The sequence below is a fragment of the Stenotrophomonas lacuserhaii genome (assembly GCF_014836545.1).
Classification (GTDB): Bacteria; Pseudomonadota; Gammaproteobacteria; order Xanthomonadales; family Xanthomonadaceae; genus Stenotrophomonas; species Stenotrophomonas lacuserhaii.
The window spans coordinates 1-20,580 of sequence record NZ_JACSQS010000030.1; the positions used below are offsets into that span (position 1 = coordinate 1).

The following is a 20,580-nucleotide window of genomic DNA, read 5'->3' on the forward strand; positions in this document are numbered from 1 at the left end:
CCCCCCCCCCCCCCCCCCCCCACCGCCCGGCCCAAACCCAGTTCCATCTTGAAAGCCACCCGCGAGGGGATCCCACCCGTTCCGTTCGACGCCCTCCCCCTGCACACCATCCGAATGCCTGCTTCGCACCGCGTGCACGATGAACGGGCAACCATGCCCGCGTGAATGACATTCCTCCCGCTGCCGCTGCACGTACCTCCCGCTGGCGCCCGCGCCGTCCGACTACCAGGCGGGGGCAACGCTGGCTCGCCGTGCTGGTGTTCCTGCTCGCTGCGATCCTGCTGCTGATCGCCTTGTGGGACTGGAACTGGTTCAAGGGGCCGGTGGAACGTGTGGTGCAGGCCAAGACGGGACGCGCTTTGCAGATCGGAAACCTGGATGTGGACCTCGGACGGGTGACCACGATCCGCGCCGACTCGATCACCTTCGCCAATGCCGAATGGGCCAGACAGCCGAAGATGGCCAGCGCGGATCGCGTGGAAATCGACGTACGGGTGTGGCCGCTGCTGCGGGGCAGCGTGCAGCTGCCGGAAATCCGCCTGACCCGCCCAGATGCGCTGCTGCAGACGGCGCCCAAGGCCGATCAGGCCGGCAATTGGGACTTCATGGGCGAAAGCAGCGGGGGCGAACCGCTGCAGTTGCGTCGGCTGCATATCGACGACGGGCGCCTGCAGTTCCTGGATGAGCGTGGCCGTACCAATATCCAGGTCGCAGTGCGCAGTGGCAAGCCGAAGCAGGCTGATGCCGCGCCGCCGCTGCTGGTCAGCGGCAAGGGCTCTTGGCAGGGCAATGCGTTCACCTTGAATGGCAATACCGAATCCCCGCTGGAACTGACCAACAGCGGGCAGCCGTTCCGGATCCATCTGGATGGTCGGGCCGGCGCGACCCACGCCGTGGCCAGCGGCACCCTGATCAACCCGTTCCAGTTCCAGAGGTTCAAACTGCAGTTCCGGTTGAGTGGACAGGATATGGAAGACCTGTATCCCCTGCTGGGCATCGCCCTGCCCTCCACCCCGCCGTATCGCCTGGACGGCCAGTTGAGCCGGGACCATCAGGTCTGGCAATACCAGAAGTTCAACGGCAAGGTCGGCGACAGTGACCTCGGCGGCGATGTGAAGGTGGAAGTCGGTGGCGAGCGACCGCGCCTGACCGCCAATCTGGTGTCCAAGCGGCTGGACTTCGATGATCTGGCCGGTTTCATCGGTGCGCCGCCGAAAACGGACGGCGATGAAACCGCCAACGCCGAACAGAAAGCGGAAGCGGCGCGGCTGGCGGCCAAGCCGACGATCCTGCCCGACACGCCATACAACCTTGGCAAGCTGCGCTCCATGGACGCCGACGTGCGGTTGCGGGCCCAGCGGATCAACGCGCCCAGCCTGCCGCTGGACGACATGGACGCCCATCTTTTCCTCGATGACGGCCTGTTGAGGCTGGAACCGCTGAACTTCGGCGTGGCCGGAGGCGACATCCGCAGCACCGTCCGGATGGACGCGCGCCGCCCGCAGATCGCCACGTCACTGAAGGCCAGCGTGCGCCGCGTGCAGCTTGGCCGGCTGTTCCCGGATGCGAAGCTGGCCGAACAGGCCTCTGGCGGCATCGGCGGGGAAATTGACCTCACCGGCAACGGCAACTCGATCGCCGCCATGCTCGGCAGCAGCGACGGCACCGTGGCCGTCGGCATGGGCAAGGGCCATGTCGGCAACCTGATCATGGAACTGGCCGGGCTGGACGTTGCCGAATCCCTGAAATTCCTGTTCACCGGCGACAAACAGATCCCGCTGCGCTGCGCCTTCGCCGACTTCGGGGTAAAGGATGGGCTGATGGACAGCCGGGCGCTGGCGGTGGACACCACCGACACGCTGATCATCGGCGAAGGCACCGTCAACCTGAAAAACGAGCAGATGGACCTGCTGCTGAAGCCGCGTCCGAAGGACATCAGCATCCTGGCGCTGCGCTCGCCGCTGCGGATCAGTGGCACCTTCAAGGATCCCGGATTCCGGCCGGACTTCAAGGCACTCGGGCTGCGTGGCGCGATCGCGCTGGCACTGGGCAGCATCGCCCCGCCGGCCGCCTTGCTGGCGACCTTCGAACCCGGTCCGGGCAAGGACAGCGACTGCGGCGGCAAGTACGCCAAGTGAGGGTAGTGACGGCCGCTGGCCGTCAGACCCACCAGGTCTCAGCCGGCCACGATGTACTGCTGCAGCTGTTCCAGCTCCTGCGCCTGTGCATCGATCACCGCCTTGACCAGGTCACCGATGGAGATCACCCCCAACACCTTGCCGTTTTCCACGACCGGTAGATGGCGGATGCGGTGATCGGTGACCATCTGCAGGCAATGCGCCACGTGCGCCGTAGGCGCGACGGTCACCAGCTTGGCCGTCATGATTTCTTCTACCTGCGTATCGCGCGAGGAGCGGTCCCGCAGCACGATCTTGCGCGCGTAATCACGCTCGGAAAGGATGCCGGCCAGCACCGGGCCATCCATCACCAGTACCGCGCCGATGCTTTTTTCCGCCATCAGCCGGATCGCTTCGATCACTGCCGTATCCGGCCTGACCGCATGCACTTCAGGAGACTTGCCGTCCAACAATTGCCGAACCGTGGTCATCTGCCTGCCCTCCAAGGGTGGGTTGCCCCCCGGAGTCTGCCACGCCCGGGGCGATGCAGGTGTCAAGCAGGTACAGCGGGCGCTGCTTTGACTCTTCGTAGAGCCGGCCCAGGTACTCGCCGATCAGCCCCAGTGCGATCAACTGCACCCCCCCCAGGAACAGGATCACGGCCATCATCGTCGGCCAGCCGGCGACGCGGTCGCCATACAGCGCCGCCTTCAACACCACGCCCATGGCGAACACGAACGCGCCTGCAGCGGTCAGCAAGCCCAGATAGGTTGCCGCCCGCAGCGGCACGGTGGAAAAGCTGGTGATGCCTTCCAGCGCGAAATTCCACAGCCGCCACAGGCTGAACTTGCTTGAGCCCATCACCCGCGCATGGCGCTGGTAGGGCACTGCGATGCGCTTGTAGCCGACCCAGCTGAACAGGCCTTTCATGAAGCGGTGGCGTTCGCGAAGCTCGCCCAGCGCCCGCAGCGCGCGTGATGACAACAGGCGGAAATCGCCGGTGTCGGCGGGGATCGGGGTGGGCGACAGGCGGCCGATCACCCGATAGAACATGTTCGCCGTGGCCCGCTTGGTCCAGCTTTCCCCGGCGCGGGCCAGGCGCGTGCCGTATACGTTGTCGTAGCCTTCGCGCCAGCGCGCGACAAATTCCGGAATCAACTCCGGCGGGTCCTGGCAGTCGGCATCCAGGATCATGGCCGCGCCTTCGCGTACCTGGTCCAGCCCGGCAGTCAACGCGGCTTCCTTGCCGAAGTTGCGTGACAGCCGCAGCGCCGAAACCCGCGCATCCTGGCGTGCCAGCTGGCAGATCACCTGCCAGGTCCGATCGCTGCTTCCATCATCCACGTACAGCATGCGGCCGTCGACGTCGGCCAGGCCGGCGAACACGGCCGACACCCGCTCATGCAGGTTCGGCAAGGCCTCTTCTTCGTTGTAGGCGGCGACGACGATGGTCAAGGGTTCTGGGCGCATCGCAGGATTGTACTCAGTCATCCTGCAGATACCCGCCACCGCCCAGTTGGCGCGCCTGGCGCTGGATCCAGTTCGCCCTGCGCTGTACGTAAGGGCCCGGCCGGGCAGCGTTGTAGCGACGCGGCGCCGGCAGCACCGCCGCCAGTCGCGCGCTCTCGCCAGGGGTCAAAGCCGACGCGTCCTTGTTCCAGAACTGCCGCGATGCCGCCTGCGCGCCGTAGATGCCGTCGCCGAACTCGGCGATGTTGGCGTACATTTCCAGGATCCGGTGCTTGGGCCAGAACGTTTCGATCAGCAGCGTGTACCAGACCTCCAGGCCCTTGCGCAGCCAGCTGCGGCCCTGCCACAGGAACAGGTTCTTGGCCACCTGCTGGCTGATCGTGCTGGCACCGCGCACCCGGCCACCGCGCGCATTGTGGTCACGCGCCTTCTCGATCGCCTGCAGGTCGAAGCCGTTGTGCAGCGGGAAGCGCTGGTCTTCTGCGGCCACCAGCGAAATCGGCAGGCTGGGCGCCATCTGCCCGAGGTCGCGCCACTGGTGGTGCAGGCGGTACTTCCAGTCGCCCTGCCCCAGCGCTTGGCCGTATCGCCAGACCATCACCGTGGAAAGTGGCGGATCGATGAAACGCAGCGCCAGCACCTGCAGCACGCTGAACGCAGCCAGCAGCACCGGCAGCCACAGCAGACGCCGCCAGCGCCAGCGCGGCCTTGCCGCGACAGCCCCTACCTTGTGGTTCTGGTCCCCTGGCCCCATTGATGGCTCACTCTTCTTTCAAACGGTTGTCGGCACATTATCCGGCAAGCCCCCTCCCTTATATACGCGCGGCCCCGAATCCATGACCGACCACACCGACTCCCTGTTCCGCTTCCTGCTCCCCGATGCCGGCGTTCGTGGCGTACACGTGCGCCTGCAGGACACCTGGCAGGAGATCCTCTCGCGCGGCGACTACCCGGCTGTGGCCGCTGGCCTGCTGGGCGAGGCCACGGTGGCCGCAGCGCTGTTCACCGGACACACCAAGGTCGATGGGCGGCTGTCCATCCAGCTGCGCAGCAGCAGCGCACTGCGCACGCTCTTCGCTGAATGTACTGCCGCCGGCACCCTGCGCGGCATTGCGCGGGTGGCCGACGGCGAAGATGCGCCGCGCGAGCTGACCGCGCTGGGCGATGATGCCGTGCTTGCCATCACCATAGAAAACCCCGGCCTGGACCCGCGCGAACCGCAGCGCTACCAGAGCCTGGTCGGACTCACTGCAGCCAGCCTTGATGAGGCCTTCGAGGACTATTTCCGCCAGTCCGAACAGCTGCCCACCCGGTTGCTGCTCGCCGCCGATGGACAGAGCGCTGCGGGCCTGCTGCTGCAGAAGCTGCCGGGGGAAGAAGGCGATGCCGACGGCTGGACCCGTACCAGCGCCCTGTTCGAGACGCTGGGCAAGGCCGAGCTGCTGGCCACCCCGGCCGAGGAGCTGGTACGCCGGCTGTTCCATGAAGAACAGCCGGAGGCGATGGGCGACAAGCCGCTGCGCTTTGCCTGCTCATGCTCGCGCGAGCGGGTGGAGGCCATGCTGCAGTCGCTGGGCGAAGAAGAAGCCCGTGCAGCGGCGGAAGCAACCGGATCGGTTGATGTGAAATGCGAATTCTGCGGACGGGAGTATCACTTTCCGTTGACGGAATTCGGGATACTGTTCCACGGTGCCGGAGCTTCCGTGCCGGCCCCTGAGCGGCTGCAGTAACCGTTTCCGCCCCAGCATGCCGACCATCTTCGCGAGTTCGTGTTCTGGGGAGGACAACGACTTGTTAAAGAATCATAAACAGCCTAGTCTCGAGTTCCCGCCTCTGCGGGAACTTGCCCTGCATCCGACTGTCTGACTGGACCCATGCCGAACCTCCTGCGCCTGCCACTTGCCCTGCTGATCGCCCTCGGGACGGTCACGGGCGCACATGCGCAGGCCAAGGACACCCGCACAGTCATCCCGGTCTGGAACAAAGGCAGCGGCAAGGTCGAAGCCCTGCTGTACCTGGAGCCTACCGGCGAACAGATGGCCGGGGCGCGCTGGCATTTCGGGCGCAGCTCATTGGACGCGGCCTTCGGCCTGTCCTCCGGCGATTCGCTGGGACTGCTGTGCAACAGCAGCCGCGGCACCAGCATCAGCGGGCTTGCCAGTCATTGCATGCTGGCCAGCCTGGGCGATGACGAAGACACGCTGTCACGCCGATTCAGCGCAACCGCCGCGTTCAACCGCGCCGGTGGGCGCGTGGGGCTGACCGCCGGCGCTGGCCGCGACACCCTGCCGGCGTGGCTGGCAGGACCGAACAAGTCGCCCTCGCTGCGTGCTGAGCAGAACGATCTCACCGTGTTCGGCCAGAAGAACATCGGGCGCGAGGGCTTCGTGTCCATCGGCGGCACCTACGCGAAAGCGCGCCTGGTGCCGCTGGCTGACGCCGCGCCATCGATCGTGGATCGCTGGGACAGCAAGAGCATCAGCATCGGCGCAGGCTATGGGAACTTCAGCGGCAATATCATCGGACGGGTCGTCGATGTGCCCGGCCAGCCCGGCAAATGGGAAGGCCTGGGGGTGGGTTTGACCTGGCGCACGCCGTGGTCTGGCCAGCTGACCGTCGGTGCGGAGAACGTCGTAAGCCGTGGCAAGAATCCATTCTCACCACGCAATGAGAGTAATGACGACGGCACGGTTCCGTACGTCCGCTACGAACAGGACCTGTAAGCGCCTGATCAAGCTCAAGTATTTTTGATGACGCCTCGAATTCCGGGGCGTTTTCGTTTGCGCGCCAGCTGAACGGGTTTGCCGAATTTCACCAAAATCACGCGAATCATTAACAAAGCTTTAATTTTCGAAAAGACGGAAGTAGTATCGGGATCAGCCCAGCGATTTTTGGAAGCGCCATTCGCTTTCGTCGCGGGCCACACCACGTAGCTACCAAGTCCACTTGGAGAGAGAGCCCAATGAACCGCAACAGCAATAAACTGCGTGACGCCGTCGTCATCGCGCTGATCACCAGCGCTGCAGGCACCGGCGCCGCCGTCGCGCAGGAAACCTCCGGCACCACCAACCTGGACCGCATCTCGGTCACCGGTTCGCGCATCCGTCAGGTCGACGTCGAAACCGCCCAGCCGGTGCTGACGATTTCGCGCCAGGACATCCAGAACCAGGGCTTCAACTCGGTTGGCGACATCCTGCAGAACATCTCCGCCGCGGGCAGCCCGGCGTTCAGCCGCAGCTCTCCGCTGACCTCCAACCAGGAAGCCGGCGGTCAGTACATCGACCTGCGCAACCTGGGCGCGCAGCGCACGCTGGTGCTGGTCAACGGCAAGCGCCTGGGCATCTCCCCGGACGGCTTCCAGGACGTGTCGACCATCCCGACCGTCATCGTCGAGCGCATCGACGTGCTGAAGGACGGCGCTTCGTCGATCTACGGCTCGGACGCCATGGCCGGCGTGATCAACATCATCACCCGCAAGAACTTCGACGGTGCTGAAGCCAACGTCTACACCGGCCAGTACGGCCAGGGCGACGGCAAGAAGGAAACCTACGACTTCATGATCGGCTTCTCCGGCGATCGTGGTTCGGTGACCATCGCCGGCGAATACCACAACGAAGAGGAAGTCTGGGCCAAGGACCGCTGGTTCACCCGTAACACCTATCCGGGTTGGAACCACAACGCGTCCTACACCAACGTTGGCCAGTGGGGCAACTGGCGTCCGGCCGGCAGCACCGGTGGTTACCAGGCGCCGAACCGTGGCGGCACCGCCCTCGGCGTCGGCCAGTTCCACCCGCAGAACGCCGATGACCGCAGCCGTTCTTCGGACCAGATGCACCTGCTGACCCCGCTGGAGCGTCGCTCGCTCTATGTGTCGGCCAACTACGACATCGTCGACAACGTCCGCTTCGTCACCGACCTGCAGTACTCCAAGCGCAGCTCGGACCGCCAGATCGCCGGTTACCCGCTGCAGTCCGGCGCGTACGACGACCTGAACCTGAGCGCTGACAGCCTGTACAGCCCGAATGGTGGCGCAACCGACGTCGAATGGCGCCGTCGTGGCTGGGAAGTGCCGCGTACCACCAATACCGACCTGACCACCTGGCGCTTCACTGCCGCGCTGGAAGGCTCGTTCGAAATCGGTGACCGTTACTTCAACTGGGATGCCGGCGCGCTCTACAACGAGAACGACGTTGCCATCATCAACAACGGCAACTTCTACGTTCCGGCCGTGCGCAACGCGGTTGGCCCGTCGTTCGTCAACGGCGCAGGCCAGGCCGTCTGCGGCACCCCCGACGCGGTGATCGACGGCTGCGTGCCGTGGAACCCGTTTGCCGGCTTCGGCACCGGCGCGGTTGCCAACTCGCTGGACGACGAAGCCGTGCGCAACTACCTGTTCCGCGAGGAGCACGCGACCGGCAACACCACCACCCACAACTACTTTGCCAACATCGCCGGCACGGTTGTTGCGCTGCCGGCCGGTGACCTGGGCTTCGCGGCCGGTTACGAGTACCGTCGCGAAGAAGGTCATTTCGCTCCGGATGCCATCGCGCAGTCGGGTGACTCGACCAACCTGGCCTCCGGTCCGACTGGCGGCAAGTACGACGTCAACGAGTTCTACCTGGAACTCAACGTGCCGATCCTGGCCGACCTGCCGTTCGCCAAGGAACTGACGCTGGACGTGGCCACCCGCTACTCAGACTTCAACACCTTCGGCGATACCACCAACAACAAGTTCGGCCTGAAGTGGCGTCCGATCGACGACCTGCTGGTGCGTGGTACCTATTCGGAAGGCTTCCGTGCCCCGACCATCGGTGACCTGTACGGCGGTTCTTCACAGACCTTCACCACCGGCTTCATCGATCCGTGCGACAGCATCTACGGCAACGCCCGCGGCACCCCGCGCTGCCTGGCCGATGTCCCGGGCAACTACCGCCAGCTGCAGCAGGGTTTCATTCCGGCTGATGGCCCGGCAGCCCAGTCGCCGGTGCCGTTCACCTCCGGCTCCAACGAGTTCCTGCAGCCGGAACGTTCGGAATCCAAGTCGATCGGCCTGGTGTACAGCCCGAGCTACGTCAGCGGCCTGACCGTTGGTGTTGACTGGTGGAGCATCCGCATCGAAGACACCCTGGTGTCCGACAGCCCGAACCAGATCCTGGAAGACTGCTATGTCGGCCTGATCGAAGAGCGCTGCGCACTGTTCACCCGTGACCCGGCCAACGGCTTCATCGTCGGTGACCTGTCCTACGGCAACCGCAATGCCGGTTACACCGAAACCGAAGGCTTCGACTTCGACATCAACTACGCGCTGGACACCGATTGGGGCCGCTTCTCGGCCAAGTCTGCGACCACGTACGTCAGCAAGTACGAGTCCAAGACCACCAACGATGCCGAAGAAGTGCCGTCGCAGTACAACGGCTTCAACGCTTACTTCCGCGTGCGCTCGAACCTGAGCCTGGGCTGGACGAAGAACGACTGGTCGGTCAACTGGAACGTGCGCTACTACTCCGGCACCAAGGAGACCTGCTACTTCACCGCACGTTGCAGCCTGCCGAACTTCTCGGCACCGGATACCGGCGGCATCATCACCCCGCTGAACGAGCTGGGTTCGACGACCTTCCACGATCTGCAGGTTTCCTACGCAGCACCGTGGAATGCCACCATTGCCATCGGCGCGAACAACGTGTTCAACAAGGTCGCCCCGCTGATGATGGACCAGCCGAGCTCGAACTTCTCGTACTACGGCGGCTTCGACATCGGTCGCTTCCTGTACCTGAAGTACAACCAGAAGTTCTGATCGATCCACTGATCAACAACGTCTGAAACAACGGCCCCGAAAGGGGCCGTTGCTTTATGTGGGGCAGTGGTTCCTCCAGCACGCAAGCACGAAAAAAGCCGCTTCGCAGCGGCTTTTTCTTCTTCATCCAGGGGGCTATATCAGCCCGGGATCAACGTCTCGATCACGTGCTCCACATAGGCCTCGAAGTCCTCGCGCGCCTGCTTGGGCTGCTGCAGCTGCAGCGACAACTGCAGGAAACCGACATAGGCGGCATAGGCCAGCCGCGCGCGGTGCCGGGCATCGGTCGAGCTCAGGCCGGCCTGGCGGAACGAGGCGATCAGGTAGTCCATCCGCCGCTGCGATACACGGTCTATCACCGGGCGCACCATCGGGTGATCCAGCGCCTTCAGCAGCTCGCTGTAGATGATGTGCGGCTGCACTTCGTGCGCCACCACCTGGAACAACTGGCGCAGGCGCACGCGCGGGTCCGGCACCTCTTCCAGGCTGCCGAACACCTGCTCCTGCTCGAACAGTTCCCAACGCTCCAGCGCGGCCTGCAGCAGCGCATCGCGCGATGGGAAATGCCAGTAGAAGCTGCCCTTGGTCACGCCAAGGCGGCGCGCCAACGGCTCCACCGCGACGGCGCTGACACCTTGCTCTGCAATCAGGTCGAGGGCGGCCTGGGCCCAGTCTTCGGCGCTGAGGCGGCTGTTGCGGCCGGCGCGCGGTTCGCCGGCGGGAGTTTCGGATTCGCTCATCTGCTGATTTAACCATACGCCGGGGTTCGTTGCAGTATGCCTATGTATAAAGACGTTAAGCGGGATCCGGGCTCCCGCTGCAGCGCACCATACGTGACAGTATTGACATCGAACCGAAGCGCTCCATACTATTCGGTATGGTCACATCCCCTACTCCCGCCCCGCTGCCCTCCCTGCGCCTGGACGCGGCGCATGGCGCGGTGCTGGCGGCCACGGCAGACAGCGCCGGACGGCGCGGCCCGATCCTGTTCGCACACGGCTTCGGCCAGACCCGTCACGCCTGGAATGCCTCGGCCCGCGCCTTGGCCAGCCATGGCTTCCAGACCCTTTCCTACGACGCGCGCGGCCATGGTGATTCGGACTGGAATCCAGCTGACCTGCCCTACCACGGCGATCAGTTCGCCGATGACCTGATCGTGCTGGCTGGCGAGCAGTCACGTCCACCGGTGCTGGTTGCCGCCTCGATGGGCGGCCTGTTCGGGCTGCTGGCCGAATCGCGCTGGCCCGGCCTGTTCTCGGCGATGGTGCTGGTAGACATCACCCCGCGCTGGGACACCGCCGGGGTGGAGCGGATCCTCAGCTTCATGACCGCCCACCCGCAGGGCTTCGGGTCACTGGCCGAGGCCGCCGACGTGATCGCGGCCTACCTGCCGCATCGTCCGCGCAAGTCCGAAGATTCCCTGCGTGCCCTGCTGCGCGAAGACGGCCATGGCCGCTGGCGATGGCACTGGGATCCGCGGCTGGTGGCCGAACTGGCGCGCGACAGCGAACAGCACCAGGACGCATTGGCCGATGCCGCACGCAAGGTGAAGTGCCCCCTGCTGCTGGTCAGTGGCGGCCGCAGCGAGCTGGTCAACGCCGGCACCATCGCCGATTTCCTCGCGCTTGCCCCGCATGCCCGCCATGTACAGCTGCCGCAGGCCACGCACATGCTGGCCGGGGATGACAACGACGCCTTTACCGCTACTGTGTTGAACTATCTGGACGTGTTGCCCCCGGCCTTGGCCGCAACATCGTCCGCCGAACCCGAGCACGTCACCGGAGTACGCTCATGAGCATCGTTCTTCCCTTCCTTGCCCTGTTGCTGGCAAGTGCATTCGCGGCCTATCACCGCATGCGCCTGATCACCTGGACGATCATCAGCGTGGCCGTGTTGGCCGTGTGCTGGTTCGTGCCCAACATCAACCAGACCGCTACCCTCGTCGCGGCCGCCATCGTGGCGGTGATCGCCGTCCCGCTGCTGCTGCCCTTCATCCGCAAGCCGCTGCTGACCGCGCCGATGATGAAAGTGTTCCGCAAGGTGCTGCCGCCGTTGTCGCAGACCGAGCGGATCGCCCTGGAAACCGGTTCGGTCGGTTTCGAAGGCGAGCTGTTCACCGGTGATCCGGACTGGAACATCCTGCTGAACTATTCCAAGCCGCAGCTCACCGCCGAAGAACAGGCCTTCATGGATGGTCCGGTGGAAGAACTGTGCAAGATGGTCAACGACTGGGAAATCACCCACGTCCACGCCGACCTGCCGCCGGAAATGTGGGCCTTCATCAAGAAGAACCGCTTCTTCGGCATGATCATTCCCAAGCAGTACGGCGGCCTGGGCTTCAGCGCGCTGGCCCACCACAAGGTGATCCAGAAGCTGGCCTCGGTGTCTTCGGTGGTCAGCTCCACCGTCGGTGTACCCAACTCGCTGGGCCCGGGTGAGCTGCTCAACCATTACGGCACCCAGGAGCAGAAGGACCAGTACCTGCCGCGCCTGGCCGATGGCCGCGAAGTGCCCTGCTTCGGCCTGACCGGTCCGTTCGCCGGCTCCGATGCCACCTCCATTCCCGATTACGGCATCGTCTGCCACGGCGAGTGGAACGGCGAGCGCGTGCTCGGCGTCAAGCTGACCTTCGACAAGCGCTACATCACGCTGGCCCCGGTGGCCACGCTGATCGGCCTGGCGTTCCGCATGTACGATCCGGACCAGCTGATCGGTGAAACGCGCGACATCGGCATCACCCTGGGCCTGCTGCCGCGCGAAACCGCCGGCGTGGAAGTCGGCCGTCGCCACTTCCCGCTGAACTCGCCGTTCCAGAACGGCCCGATCAAGGGCAAGGACGTGTTCATCCCGCTGACCCAGCTGATCGGCGGTGCCGCGATGGCCGGCAAGGGCTGGAACATGCTCAACGAATGCCTGGCCGTGGGCCGCTCGATCACCCTGCCCTCCACCGGCAGCGGCGGCGCCAAGGCCGGTGCGGTCATCACCGGTGCCTACGCCCGCATCCGCAAGCAGTTCGGCCTGTCGGTCGGTCGCTTCGAAGGCGTGGAAGAGGCGCTGGCCCGCATCGGCGGCAAGGCCTACAAGATCAGCGCGTTGGCCCAGGCCACTGCCGCGGCGGTGGATCGTGGCGATGTGCCGTCGGTGCCCTCGGCGATCGCCAAGTACCACTGCACCAGCATGAGCCGTGAAGTGATCTCGGACATGATGGATGTGATCGGCGGCAAGGGCATCATCCTGGGGCCGCGCAATTTCGCCGGCCGCAGCTGGCAGGCCGCGCCGATCGCGATCACCGTGGAAGGCGCGAACATCATGACGCGCAGCCTGCTGATCTTCGGCCAGGGCGCCATCCTGTGCCATCCGTGGGTGATGAAGGAAATGAAGGCCGCGCAGGATCCGGACCGCAAGGCCGGCCTGCAGGAGTTCGACCGCAGCCTGTTCGGGCACATCCGCTACGGCATCTCCAACGCCGTGCGTTCGTTCTGGTTCGGCCTGACCGGTGCCCGCTTCGGTGCCGCGCCGGGTGATGCCTACACCCGCCGCTACTTCCGCAAGCTGGACCGCTATTCGGCCAACCTCGCCCTGATGGCCGACATCTCCATGATGACCCTCGGCGGCAAGCTGAAGTTCAAGGAGTCGCTGTCCGGTCGCCTGGGCGACGTGCTGAGCCATGTCTACATGACCAGCGCGATGCTCAAGCGATACCACGATGAAGGCGCACCGGTGGCCGACCAGCCGCTGTTGGCCTGGGCCTTCCATGACAGCGTGCACAAGATCGAAGAATCGCTGTCGGCGGCGCTGCGCAACTTCCCGATCCGTCCGATCGGCTGGCTGATGTGGCTGCTGATCTTCCCGCTGGGCCGTCGAGCCGAAGCCCCGGGTGACCGCCTGAGCCGTCGCGTCGCCGCCCTGCTGATGGCCCCCAATGAAGCCCGCGACCGCTTGGCCGATGGCGTGTTCATGACCCCGTGCGAGAACAACCCGGGCGGGCGCATCAACAGCTACCTGGCCAAGGCCATCATGGCCGAGCCGGTGGAGCGCAAGTTTCTCAAGGCGCTCAAGAGCAAGGGCATCGAGGCGCTGGACTACAACAAGCAGCTGGACGAAGCCGTGGCCGAAGGCGTGCTGACCCAGGACGAACGCAGCCTGCTGGAAGAGCTGCGTGCGATCACCCTGGAAGCGATCACCGTGGATGATTTCGACACCCACGAACTGCGCTCGGCCGGTTACTACGACCTGCCGCGCAAGGAGACCGGTTCGCAGCAGGCGGCCTGACCGCCTCGCGACCGAACCGGGATCCCGACGGGGTCAGACTCCTTTTCCGCAGGAAAAGGGCTCTGGCCCCTTCTTGTTTCAGTGCAGGTTGCGGCCAGCCAGCCAGATCGCCGCCAGCGCCAGCAGGGCGGGCACTGCCTGGATGTAGAAGATGCGCCGGTTCACCGTCCATGCGCCGTAACAGCCGGCCACCACCACGCAGACCAGGCTGAAGATGGTGATCTCGAAGTAGCGGACCAGGCCGACCAGGACGCCGGCGGCCAGGAAGCCGTTGTAGAGCCCCTGGTTGGCCGCCAGCACGCGCGTGGCCTGTGCCTTCTCCGGCGTATTGCGGAAGGTCTTCAGGCCGAGCGGGCGCGTCCACAGGAACATTTCCAGCACCAGGAAGTAGACGTGCAGCGCAGCGACCAGCAGCGTCAGTGACAACGCGATCCAGATCCAATACATGGGCAATCCTCAAGTAAGTGCGCAGAGCTTAATTGAGGATCGGCAGCCGGCGGCGCATGCGCGGGCCCGCTAGCGGTCGCGTGGCAGTATCTTCTCCTGGCGCAGCACGCCGAAGGCCGCCAGGGTCATCAGCGATGCCACCACGATGCCGCCAGCGAACACGATGTTCGACCCCAGCAGCGACAGGCCCTTGTGCACCCAGGTGAAGCTCAGGTCCGCACCGCGGTAGACCACGGTGTCGATGGCCGCACCGGCCTTGTAGCGCCACTGGCGGTCCACACGGGTGTAGAGGGTCTCGCGCGCCGGCTTGAACAGCGAGAACTCGCTGGCGCGCGTCACCACCTGCACCACCGCCACCAGCAGCGGCAGCGGCGAGGCCGCCAACACCGAGAAGCCGACGATGATCGCCAGCGCCGGGATCAACAGCGCCGGTGCCACCCCATGCCGCGACAGCAGCCAGCGCGTGAGCGTGAGCTGCACCAGCAGGGTCAACGTGTTCACCGCCAGGTCCAGGTGCGAATAGAAGGCGGTGCGCGCTTCCGGATCCGGATAGGCCACGCGTACGATCGACACCTGCTGGTTGTACAGCAGCGTGCCCACGCCCACCCCGAACACCACCAGCAGCGCCAGCCAGCGCAGCAGCGGTTCGCGCACGATCAGCTTGAGGCCATCCAGCACGCTGCCCCCCATCGGCTGCTCACCGGACACCAACTGCTGCTCACGCTCGCGCAGGATCGCCCAGTGCCGCAGCCGCCAGATGCACAGCAGGCAGATGCTGAGGAAGCCGGCCGAGACCAGCATCAGGTTGGCAATGCCCACACGCTGCACCAGGGCCCCGGTGATGACCGGGCCAAGGAAGGCGCCCAGCGTACCGGCCGCGCCGATGTAGCCGTAGTACGCACGCGCCTGTGCGTTGGAGAACACATCGGCCATGAAACTCCAGAACACCGCGACGGCGAACAGGTTGAACACCGTCACCCAGAAGAAGAACGCCATGCCCCGGCCCGGCACGTTGCTGTCGAACATCAGGTGGAAGCCGAGCAGGGTGACGATGAAGAAGCCATACACGACCGGCATGAAGACGCGCCGTGGCTGCCGGCTCACCAGCCAGCCGTACACCGGCTGCAACACCAGCATGATCAGGAACACGCAGGTGAACAGGAACTGCAGGACGAAATCCTGCAATGGGATCCCTTCGCTGCCAAACCAGGCGATCAACGCCGGCGGGAATACTTCCTGCAGGTCTGAAGAGGACGCCATCGCTTCGCGCACCGGGCGCAGTACGTAATACCCGCTGAGCAGGCAGAAGAAATACAGGAACGACCACCCCAGCGCGGGCGTATCCCGCAGGGCCTGCAGCAGTCCGCGCAGCGGGCCGCGTTGCAGCGGCGGATCCAGCGGCGCGCTCACGCGTCACCCCGCACGCGCGCAGGGCGGCAGCAGCAGGACATGGGTGACTCCGGGAGGAAGGAAGCGCGTACGTTATCCAATGCACTGCAACATCACCAGCGCGCCGGTGCGGCAGGCCCGCGCAGCGCGGCGCCGGGATGGCGCCCGATCCGGCACCGAAATCCCAGTATTTTCAGCAAGATGCGCATTCATCTTCGCTTTGTTTGTGCAACGACGAAAAGCGGGGCTAGAATCGGTGACAGCAGTCGCGCTCGGGTCCCGATCAATGAACAAGAACAGCAGGCGCCGTCCGTTCCGCACGGCGGCCACCGGAATGCTGGGCATGCTGATGCCCGTCGCCCTTTCCACCACGGCGCAGACGTCCGCGCTGCCGCCGATGCCCACCAACATCGAAACCGCCGTCGCGTCGCCGGCGCATACGCATCCGGCGGCCTACCGCACCGGCCTGGCCGCCCATCCGCAGGCACCGGCGGCCGGCTTCAACGTGGCCAACATCGAATCGATGGCACAGCAGCTCACCTATGGCGAGCGCGTGCCGGGCATGGCGGTGGCCATCGTGCAGGGCGGTCGCATCCTCAGCGCGCGCGGCTACGGCGTCACCGACGTCAACAATCCGCTGCCGGTCGATTCGCACACCGTGTTCCGCCTGGCCTCGCTGTCCAAGGCCTTCGCCGGCACCATGGCTGGGCTGCTGGTCAACGATGGCACATTGCGCTGGGACAGCAAGGTCACCGACTACGTGCCGGGCTTCCAGCTGGTCACGCCGGAGGCCACCGACCGGCTGACCGTTGCCGACCTGCTGAGCCACCGCGTCGGCCTGCCCTACAACGCCTACGACCGCGACGTCGAAGCCAACGCCGAGTACTACACCCTGACCCAGAAGCTGGGGTCCACCTCGCTGAAGTGCCTGCCCGGTGACTGCTATGCGTACCAGAACGTGGCCTACAGCCTGATCGGCGATGTGGTCTACGCCGCATCGGGCAGCTTCTACGAACAGGCCGTCGAACGGCGGCTGTTCAAACCGCTGGGCATGGACGATGCCAGCCTCGGCCTTGCCGGCATCCAGGCCAGCTCACGCTGGGCGCGACCGCACGTGCGCAGCCGCAATGGCTGGGTCTCGCTGAGCCCGAAGCCGACCTATTACCGGCTCGCGCCTGCAGCGGGCGTCAATGCCAGCGCCAACGACATGGCGCAGTGGCTGCTGGCCCAGACCGGCCACCGCCCGGACGTGCTGCCCGCCCCGCTGCTGGCCACGCTGCACGCTTCGCTGGTCAACACCCCGGGCGAAATGCGTTCGGGCTGGCGCCGCGAGCGCCTGCGTTCGGCGGGCTATGCGCTGGGCTGGCGCAACTTCGATTACGCCGGCCACGAAGTGGTGTTCCATGCCGGCGCGGTGCAGGGTTACCGCGGCCTGGTGGCGCTGGTCCCCGAACGCGACATGGGCATCGCCATCATGTGGAACGGCGAAAGCAGCCTGCTCAGCGGCCTGCTGCCGACCGTGCTGGATTCCGCCCTCGGCCTGCCGACCCAGCGCTGGCTGGACGTGGATACCGACTTCGGCAGCGACAGCCTGATGGCCGAAGGCGCGCCTTCCCAGGACAAGCGCAAAGGCGCCTCGTCCAACCGCGCCAGCGCCTCGCCGCGTTAAGCCGCAGCAAAAAAAGGGGACGGGGGAATTAATTCGGATTAATTCCCCCCGTCCCCTTTTTCGTGGATAAAAAAACCCCCTCTCCGCTGGGCTGTCGGAGAGGGGGCTTCAGGTACGGCTATCGGGACGTGCTTAGATCAGCGGCGCCGGGGTTGCCGGGAGGGCCACCGGAGCGGCCTTCTTGCGGCGTGCCGGGCTCTTGCGGGCGGCCTTCTTTGCGGCCGGCTTCTTCGCAGCTGCCTTTTTCGCGGTCTTCTTCACGGCCTTCTTGGCGGTCGCTTTCTTGGCGACTTTCTTGGTGGCCTTCTTGGTCGCCTTCTTCACTGCCTTCTTGGCAGTTGCCTTCTTGGCGGTGGCTTTCTTGGCTACCTTCTTGGCGGCCTTCTTCACTGCCTTCTTGGCAGTTGCCTTCTTGGCGACCTTCTTGGCGGGCTTGCGCGCGACCTTCTTCGCTGCCTTCTTGGCAGTCGCCTTCTTGGCGACCTTCTTGACGGCCTTCTTCGCGGTCTTCTTCACTGCCTTCTTGGCAGTTGCCTTCTTGGCGACCTTGCGCGCGGTGGTCTTCTTGGCCGCCGCCTTCTTCACTGCCTTCTTGGCGGTCGCCTTCTTGGCGACCTTCTTGGCAGTGGCTTTCTTGGCGGTGGCTTTCTTGGCTACTTTCTTCGTCGCCTTCTTGGCGGCGGGCTTCTTCTTCGCAGTTGCCATGGGATGGCTCCTCGTCAGTGATGGAGTGTTGAAACGCCCAGGTAAATCGAACCCGCTGAAGCTGCTCGCGGGGCCCGCCGACGCGTCTTCCGCGTCGTGACGGTTGCTGCGATGCGCGCTTCGATCGGCGAGGCTGGCATCGCGGCAGAACGTAGCGTGCAATTGCCAGGGGGAAGCTGGGCCGACTGCGCCGCGCTTCGCGGTGCAGTGGGTGTCCGGGTTGTGCTTCGCGCCTGGCGTTTGATCGGTTGCACTCGGTTTTGCAGTAAAGGTCTGCTGGGCGAAACCTAATCACGCTTTTTTGGGCTGTCAACAACCCCCCACGAAAAAATTCACGCCGCAGGTGTTCGGCGATGGTTGCTGGCGGTGCGAGCGGCGGCGTTGCCGATCACCGCTACCGGCATGCATCGACCGGCGCGACGCGCATGCGCGCATCGGCACGGCGAACGAAAGCACTTTAAACAAGCCTTATTCTGAAACAGCCGCACAACACGCGGAATGATGCGGTACTGCCGCGCGCAGCGTGGCGGTGACCGTCCCACCTTCCCCAACGCTTCGCAAACGGTCACTTTTTTTTTCACACGCGGCGCGTCGAACTTTGCGACGCAAACGCGATTTTGCGCAAAACTTTTCGTCCCCGCCGCGCCAGCCGCCAACCCTGGAACCGACCGACAACCTCGTCGACAACCGCATGCTCATGCCCGAGGCCAACCTCCGCGGCGCGCTGCGCGCATGAGCGACGTGCCCGGATGCGGACAAAAAAAAAGGACCGCCAAGGGCGGTCCTTTGGTCTAACGGGGCGACGACGGATCAGTGGTCGTCGTCTTCCAGTACTTCGGCGTAGTCGTCCGGACCGAGCAGTTCCTCCAGCTCGGCAGCCAGGTCGCTCGGCTGCACGACATACAGCCAACCTTCGCCGTACGCATCTTCGTTGATGGTTTCCGGCTTGTCCGTCAGGGCCGAATTGACCTTGATGATGGTGCCGGTGACCGGGCTGTAGACATCCGATGCGGCCTTGACCGATTCGACGACCGCGATGGTTTCGCCGGCCTTGGCTTCGCCGTCCACCTCGGGCAGCTCGACATAGACCAGATCGCCGAGCAGGCCCTGGGCATGGTCGGAAATACCTACGGTGACGCTGCCGTCGGATTCGACGCGCGCCCATTCGTGGGACTTGAGGAACTTGAGGTCGCCGGGGATCTCGCTCATGGCACTGCTCCAGGAATACGGGTGTGGAAAAAACGCGGGTAGTGTAACCAACCGGCCGGGCCTGCTGGCAGGCCCCGGCCGACAAAACAGAATCAGGCGACCGGCAGCACGCCGTCCTGCGCCTGGCCTTCGCGCACGAACGGGAACTTGACCACGCGCACCGGCACGGCACGGCCGCGGATGTCCACGCTCACCTCGCCCAGCTCACCTGCGGGCACGCGGGCGAACGCGATGCCCTTGGCCAGCGTCGGCGAGAACGTGCCCGACAGGATCTCGCCCTGGCCAGCGGCGGTGAGCACGGCCTGGCCATGCCGCAGCACGCCCTTCTCATCCATCACCAGGCCGATCATCTGGCGCGCATCGCCGGCGGCCTTCTGCGCTTCCAGCACGTCGCGGCCGATGAAGTCGCGGCCCTCGTCGAGCGAGACCGTCCAGGCCAGCGCGGCTTCATACGGGGTGATCTCATCGTCCATGTCCTGGCCGTAGAGATTCATGCCGGCTTCCAGGCGCAGCGTGTCGCGCGCGCCGAGGCCGGCCGGCTTGACGCCCGCCTGCAGCAGTTGGTTCCAGAACGCCACCACGGCGTCCTGCGGCAAGAGGATTTCGAAACCGTCTTCGCCGGTGTAGCCGGTGCGCGCCACGAACAGGGCAACACCGTCGGCCGAGGTCACATCGGTGGCGGCAAAGCGTGCCAGCTTGGCCAAGGTGGCGGCGCCAGCGGCGTCGACCAGACCGATCACCGCATCGCGCGCCTGCGGGCCCTGCACGGCCAGGATGGCCAGGTCGGGACGCTGCTGCACCGACACGCCGAACGGCAGCGCCTGTTCGGTCAGCCAGGCCAGGTCCTTTTCGCGGGTGGAGGCATTGACCACCATGCGGAAGAAATCATCGGCCAGGTAGTAGACGATCAGGTCGTCGATCACCCCGCCACGCTCATTGAGCATGCAGGAGTACAGCGCCTTGCCGGTCACCTTCAGCTTGTCCACCGAATTGGCCAGCAGGCGACGCAGGAACGGCTTGACCTGTTCACCGCGCAGGTCGACCACGGTCATGTGGCTGACGTCGAAGACGCCCGCTTCCCGACGCACCAGATGGTGTTCATCCAGCTGCGAACCGTAGTGGATGGGCATGTCCCAGCCCCCGAAATCGACCATCTTGGCGCCGAGGGCGCGGTGGGAATCGTTGAGCAGCGTCTTCTGGGTCATGACCGGTCCGGCAACAGGGAAACAAGGTCGCCATTATCCCAGATAGAGCGCTGAGCGTTGTACTGCGCAAGCAACGGCGGAAGCAACGGCAACCTTGCAGATTGCTTGCGGCGGGGCGGGCGGTTGGCGGGGGACGGCAAGAGCCGCTCCTGCGGGCCTCGCTTCGCGCCATCCATGGCCGGTCCACGCCAACCCACCCCGCCCCACCTTCGACAGGTCCATGGCCGCCCGGTAGCGCCGACCCATGGTCGGCGGGATGTTTCCGCCAACGGCCCGCTGCGCTCGCCGAGCACGGCTCGGCGC

At 65.2% G+C, this 20,580-nt stretch carries 16 protein-coding genes; 7 read left to right on the top strand and 9 right to left on the bottom strand.

Features of this window, described 5'->3' with window-relative positions:
• Nucleotides 1-161 precede the first annotated feature (161 nt).
• Nucleotides 162-2,138: an AsmA family protein gene (locus H9654_RS17375; protein ID WP_406833494.1), complete on the top strand. Its 1,977-nt coding sequence runs from the start codon at nt 162-164 to the stop codon at nt 2,136-2,138.
• 38 nt (nt 2,139-2,176) lie between these two features.
• Here the strand turns inward: H9654_RS17375 and H9654_RS17380 are convergent, their stop codons facing one another.
• From H9654_RS17380 to mtgA, 3 genes are read right to left on the bottom strand one after another with little or no spacing between them, the layout of a single operon-like run.
• Nucleotides 2,177-2,608, bottom strand: a complete 432-nt coding sequence (locus H9654_RS17380) for a CBS domain-containing protein (RefSeq protein WP_182656827.1) — start codon at nt 2,606-2,608, stop codon at nt 2,177-2,179.
• Entirely contained in the window at nt 2,568-3,587 is a 1,020-nt protein-coding gene (locus H9654_RS17385; RefSeq protein ID WP_191771953.1) for a glycosyltransferase family 2 protein, read from the bottom strand. Before H9654_RS17385 ends, H9654_RS17380 begins: the two co-directional genes overlap by 41 nt.
• A 13-nt stretch (nt 3,588-3,600) precedes the next feature.
• Nucleotides 3,601-4,341, bottom strand: a complete 741-nt coding sequence (mtgA, locus tag H9654_RS17390; protein ID WP_191771954.1) for a monofunctional biosynthetic peptidoglycan transglycosylase — start codon at nt 4,339-4,341, stop codon at nt 3,601-3,603.
• An 82-nt stretch (nt 4,342-4,423) separates the two neighbouring features.
• On the opposite strand from mtgA, the gene hslO reads away from it, so the two are divergent.
• The 3 genes from hslO to H9654_RS17405 all read left to right on the top strand — a co-directional run bounded on the left by hslO (nt 4,424) and on the right by H9654_RS17405 (nt 9,381).
• On the top strand, nt 4,424-5,317 hold the full coding sequence (gene hslO, locus H9654_RS17395) for an Hsp33 family molecular chaperone HslO (protein ID WP_101116108.1): 894 nt from the start codon (nt 4,424-4,426) through the stop codon (nt 5,315-5,317).
• Between the two features lie 144 nt (nt 5,318-5,461).
• Nucleotides 5,462-6,310: an XOO1806 family protein gene (locus H9654_RS17400; protein WP_191771955.1), complete on the top strand. Its 849-nt coding sequence runs from the start codon at nt 5,462-5,464 to the stop codon at nt 6,308-6,310.
• A gap of 239 nt (nt 6,311-6,549) precedes the next feature.
• A complete protein-coding gene (locus H9654_RS17405) occupies nt 6,550-9,381 on the top strand; it encodes a TonB-dependent receptor domain-containing protein (protein ID WP_191771956.1) in 2,832 nt (943 codons plus the stop codon).
• A 140-nt stretch (nt 9,382-9,521) separates the two neighbouring features.
• On the opposite strand, the gene H9654_RS17410 is transcribed toward H9654_RS17405, so the two are convergent.
• The gene (locus H9654_RS17410; RefSeq protein WP_042615262.1) at nt 9,522-10,121 is read right to left on the bottom strand and encodes a TetR/AcrR family transcriptional regulator; all 600 of its coding nucleotides are present in this window, start codon (nt 10,119-10,121) and stop codon (nt 9,522-9,524) included.
• A 137-nt stretch (nt 10,122-10,258) separates the two neighbouring features.
• On the opposite strand from H9654_RS17410, the gene H9654_RS17415 reads away from it, so the two are divergent.
• On the top strand, nt 10,259-11,176 hold the full coding sequence (locus H9654_RS17415) for an alpha/beta fold hydrolase (protein WP_191771957.1): 918 nt from the start codon (nt 10,259-10,261) through the stop codon (nt 11,174-11,176).
• On the top strand, nt 11,173-13,653 hold the full coding sequence (locus tag H9654_RS17420) for an acyl-CoA dehydrogenase (RefSeq protein WP_191771958.1): 2,481 nt from the start codon (nt 11,173-11,175) through the stop codon (nt 13,651-13,653). The genes H9654_RS17415 and H9654_RS17420 overlap by 4 nt, the downstream gene beginning before the upstream one ends.
• A gap of 78 nt (nt 13,654-13,731) precedes the next feature.
• On the opposite strand, the gene H9654_RS17425 is transcribed toward H9654_RS17420, so the two are convergent.
• Both H9654_RS17425 and H9654_RS17430 read right to left on the bottom strand, forming a co-directional pair.
• On the bottom strand, nt 13,732-14,100 hold the full coding sequence (locus H9654_RS17425; protein ID WP_191771959.1) for a DUF1304 domain-containing protein: 369 nt from the start codon (nt 14,098-14,100) through the stop codon (nt 13,732-13,734).
• Nucleotides 14,101-14,169: 69 nt separating this feature from the next.
• Entirely contained in the window at nt 14,170-15,510 is a 1,341-nt protein-coding gene (locus H9654_RS17430) for an NTP/NDP exchange transporter (protein WP_406833495.1), read from the bottom strand.
• Nucleotides 15,511-15,775: 265 nt separating this feature from the next.
• Here H9654_RS17430 and H9654_RS17435 point away from each other — a divergent pair, with 265 nt between their 5' ends.
• Nucleotides 15,776-17,158, top strand: a complete 1,383-nt coding sequence (locus H9654_RS17435) for a serine hydrolase domain-containing protein (RefSeq protein ID WP_191771960.1) — start codon at nt 15,776-15,778, stop codon at nt 17,156-17,158.
• 132 nt (nt 17,159-17,290) lie between these two features.
• Here H9654_RS17435 and H9654_RS17440 read toward each other — a convergent pair whose 3' ends face one another.
• From H9654_RS17440 to gcvT, 3 genes are all read right to left on the bottom strand, one after another.
• Nucleotides 17,291-17,863, bottom strand: coding sequence for a hypothetical protein (locus H9654_RS17440; RefSeq protein WP_182656833.1), 573 nt, complete (start codon nt 17,861-17,863; stop codon nt 17,291-17,293).
• A gap of 810 nt (nt 17,864-18,673) precedes the next feature.
• Nucleotides 18,674-19,072, bottom strand: coding sequence for a glycine cleavage system protein GcvH (gene gcvH / locus H9654_RS17445; protein ID WP_182656834.1), 399 nt, complete (start codon nt 19,070-19,072; stop codon nt 18,674-18,676).
• 92 nt (nt 19,073-19,164) lie between these two features.
• The gene (gene gcvT / locus H9654_RS17450) at nt 19,165-20,277 is read right to left on the bottom strand and encodes a glycine cleavage system aminomethyltransferase GcvT (RefSeq protein ID WP_191771962.1); all 1,113 of its coding nucleotides are present in this window, start codon (nt 20,275-20,277) and stop codon (nt 19,165-19,167) included.
• Between the last annotated feature and the right edge of the window lie 303 nt (nt 20,278-20,580).

What these genes read in the sequence shown, in the direction of transcription:
- H9654_RS17380 (WP_182656827.1), bottom strand. Translation starts at nt 2,608, where the DNA reads ATGACCACGGTTCGGCAATTGTTGGACGGCAAGTCTCCTGAAGTGCAT.
- H9654_RS17385 (WP_191771953.1), bottom strand. Translation starts at nt 3,587, where the DNA reads ATGCGCCCAGAACCCTTGACCATCGTCGTCGCCGCCTACAACGAAGAA.
- mtgA (WP_191771954.1), bottom strand. Translation starts at nt 4,341, where the DNA reads ATGGGGCCAGGGGACCAGAACCACAAGGTAGGGGCTGTCGCGGCAAGG.
- hslO (WP_101116108.1), top strand. Translation starts at nt 4,424, where the DNA reads ATGACCGACCACACCGACTCCCTGTTCCGCTTCCTGCTCCCCGATGCC.
- H9654_RS17400 (WP_191771955.1), top strand. Translation starts at nt 5,462, where the DNA reads ATGCCGAACCTCCTGCGCCTGCCACTTGCCCTGCTGATCGCCCTCGGG.
- H9654_RS17405 (WP_191771956.1), top strand. Translation starts at nt 6,550, where the DNA reads ATGAACCGCAACAGCAATAAACTGCGTGACGCCGTCGTCATCGCGCTG.
- H9654_RS17410 (WP_042615262.1), bottom strand. Translation starts at nt 10,121, where the DNA reads ATGAGCGAATCCGAAACTCCCGCCGGCGAACCGCGCGCCGGCCGCAAC.
- H9654_RS17415 (WP_191771957.1), top strand. Translation starts at nt 10,259, where the DNA reads ATGGTCACATCCCCTACTCCCGCCCCGCTGCCCTCCCTGCGCCTGGAC.
- H9654_RS17420 (WP_191771958.1), top strand. Translation starts at nt 11,173, where the DNA reads ATGAGCATCGTTCTTCCCTTCCTTGCCCTGTTGCTGGCAAGTGCATTC.
- H9654_RS17425 (WP_191771959.1), bottom strand. Translation starts at nt 14,100, where the DNA reads ATGTATTGGATCTGGATCGCGTTGTCACTGACGCTGCTGGTCGCTGCG.
- H9654_RS17435 (WP_191771960.1), top strand. Translation starts at nt 15,776, where the DNA reads ATGAACAAGAACAGCAGGCGCCGTCCGTTCCGCACGGCGGCCACCGGA.
- H9654_RS17440 (WP_182656833.1), bottom strand. Translation starts at nt 17,863, where the DNA reads ATGGCAACTGCGAAGAAGAAGCCCGCCGCCAAGAAGGCGACGAAGAAA.
- gcvH (WP_182656834.1), bottom strand. Translation starts at nt 19,072, where the DNA reads ATGAGCGAGATCCCCGGCGACCTCAAGTTCCTCAAGTCCCACGAATGG.
- gcvT (WP_191771962.1), bottom strand. Translation starts at nt 20,277, where the DNA reads ATGACCCAGAAGACGCTGCTCAACGATTCCCACCGCGCCCTCGGCGCC.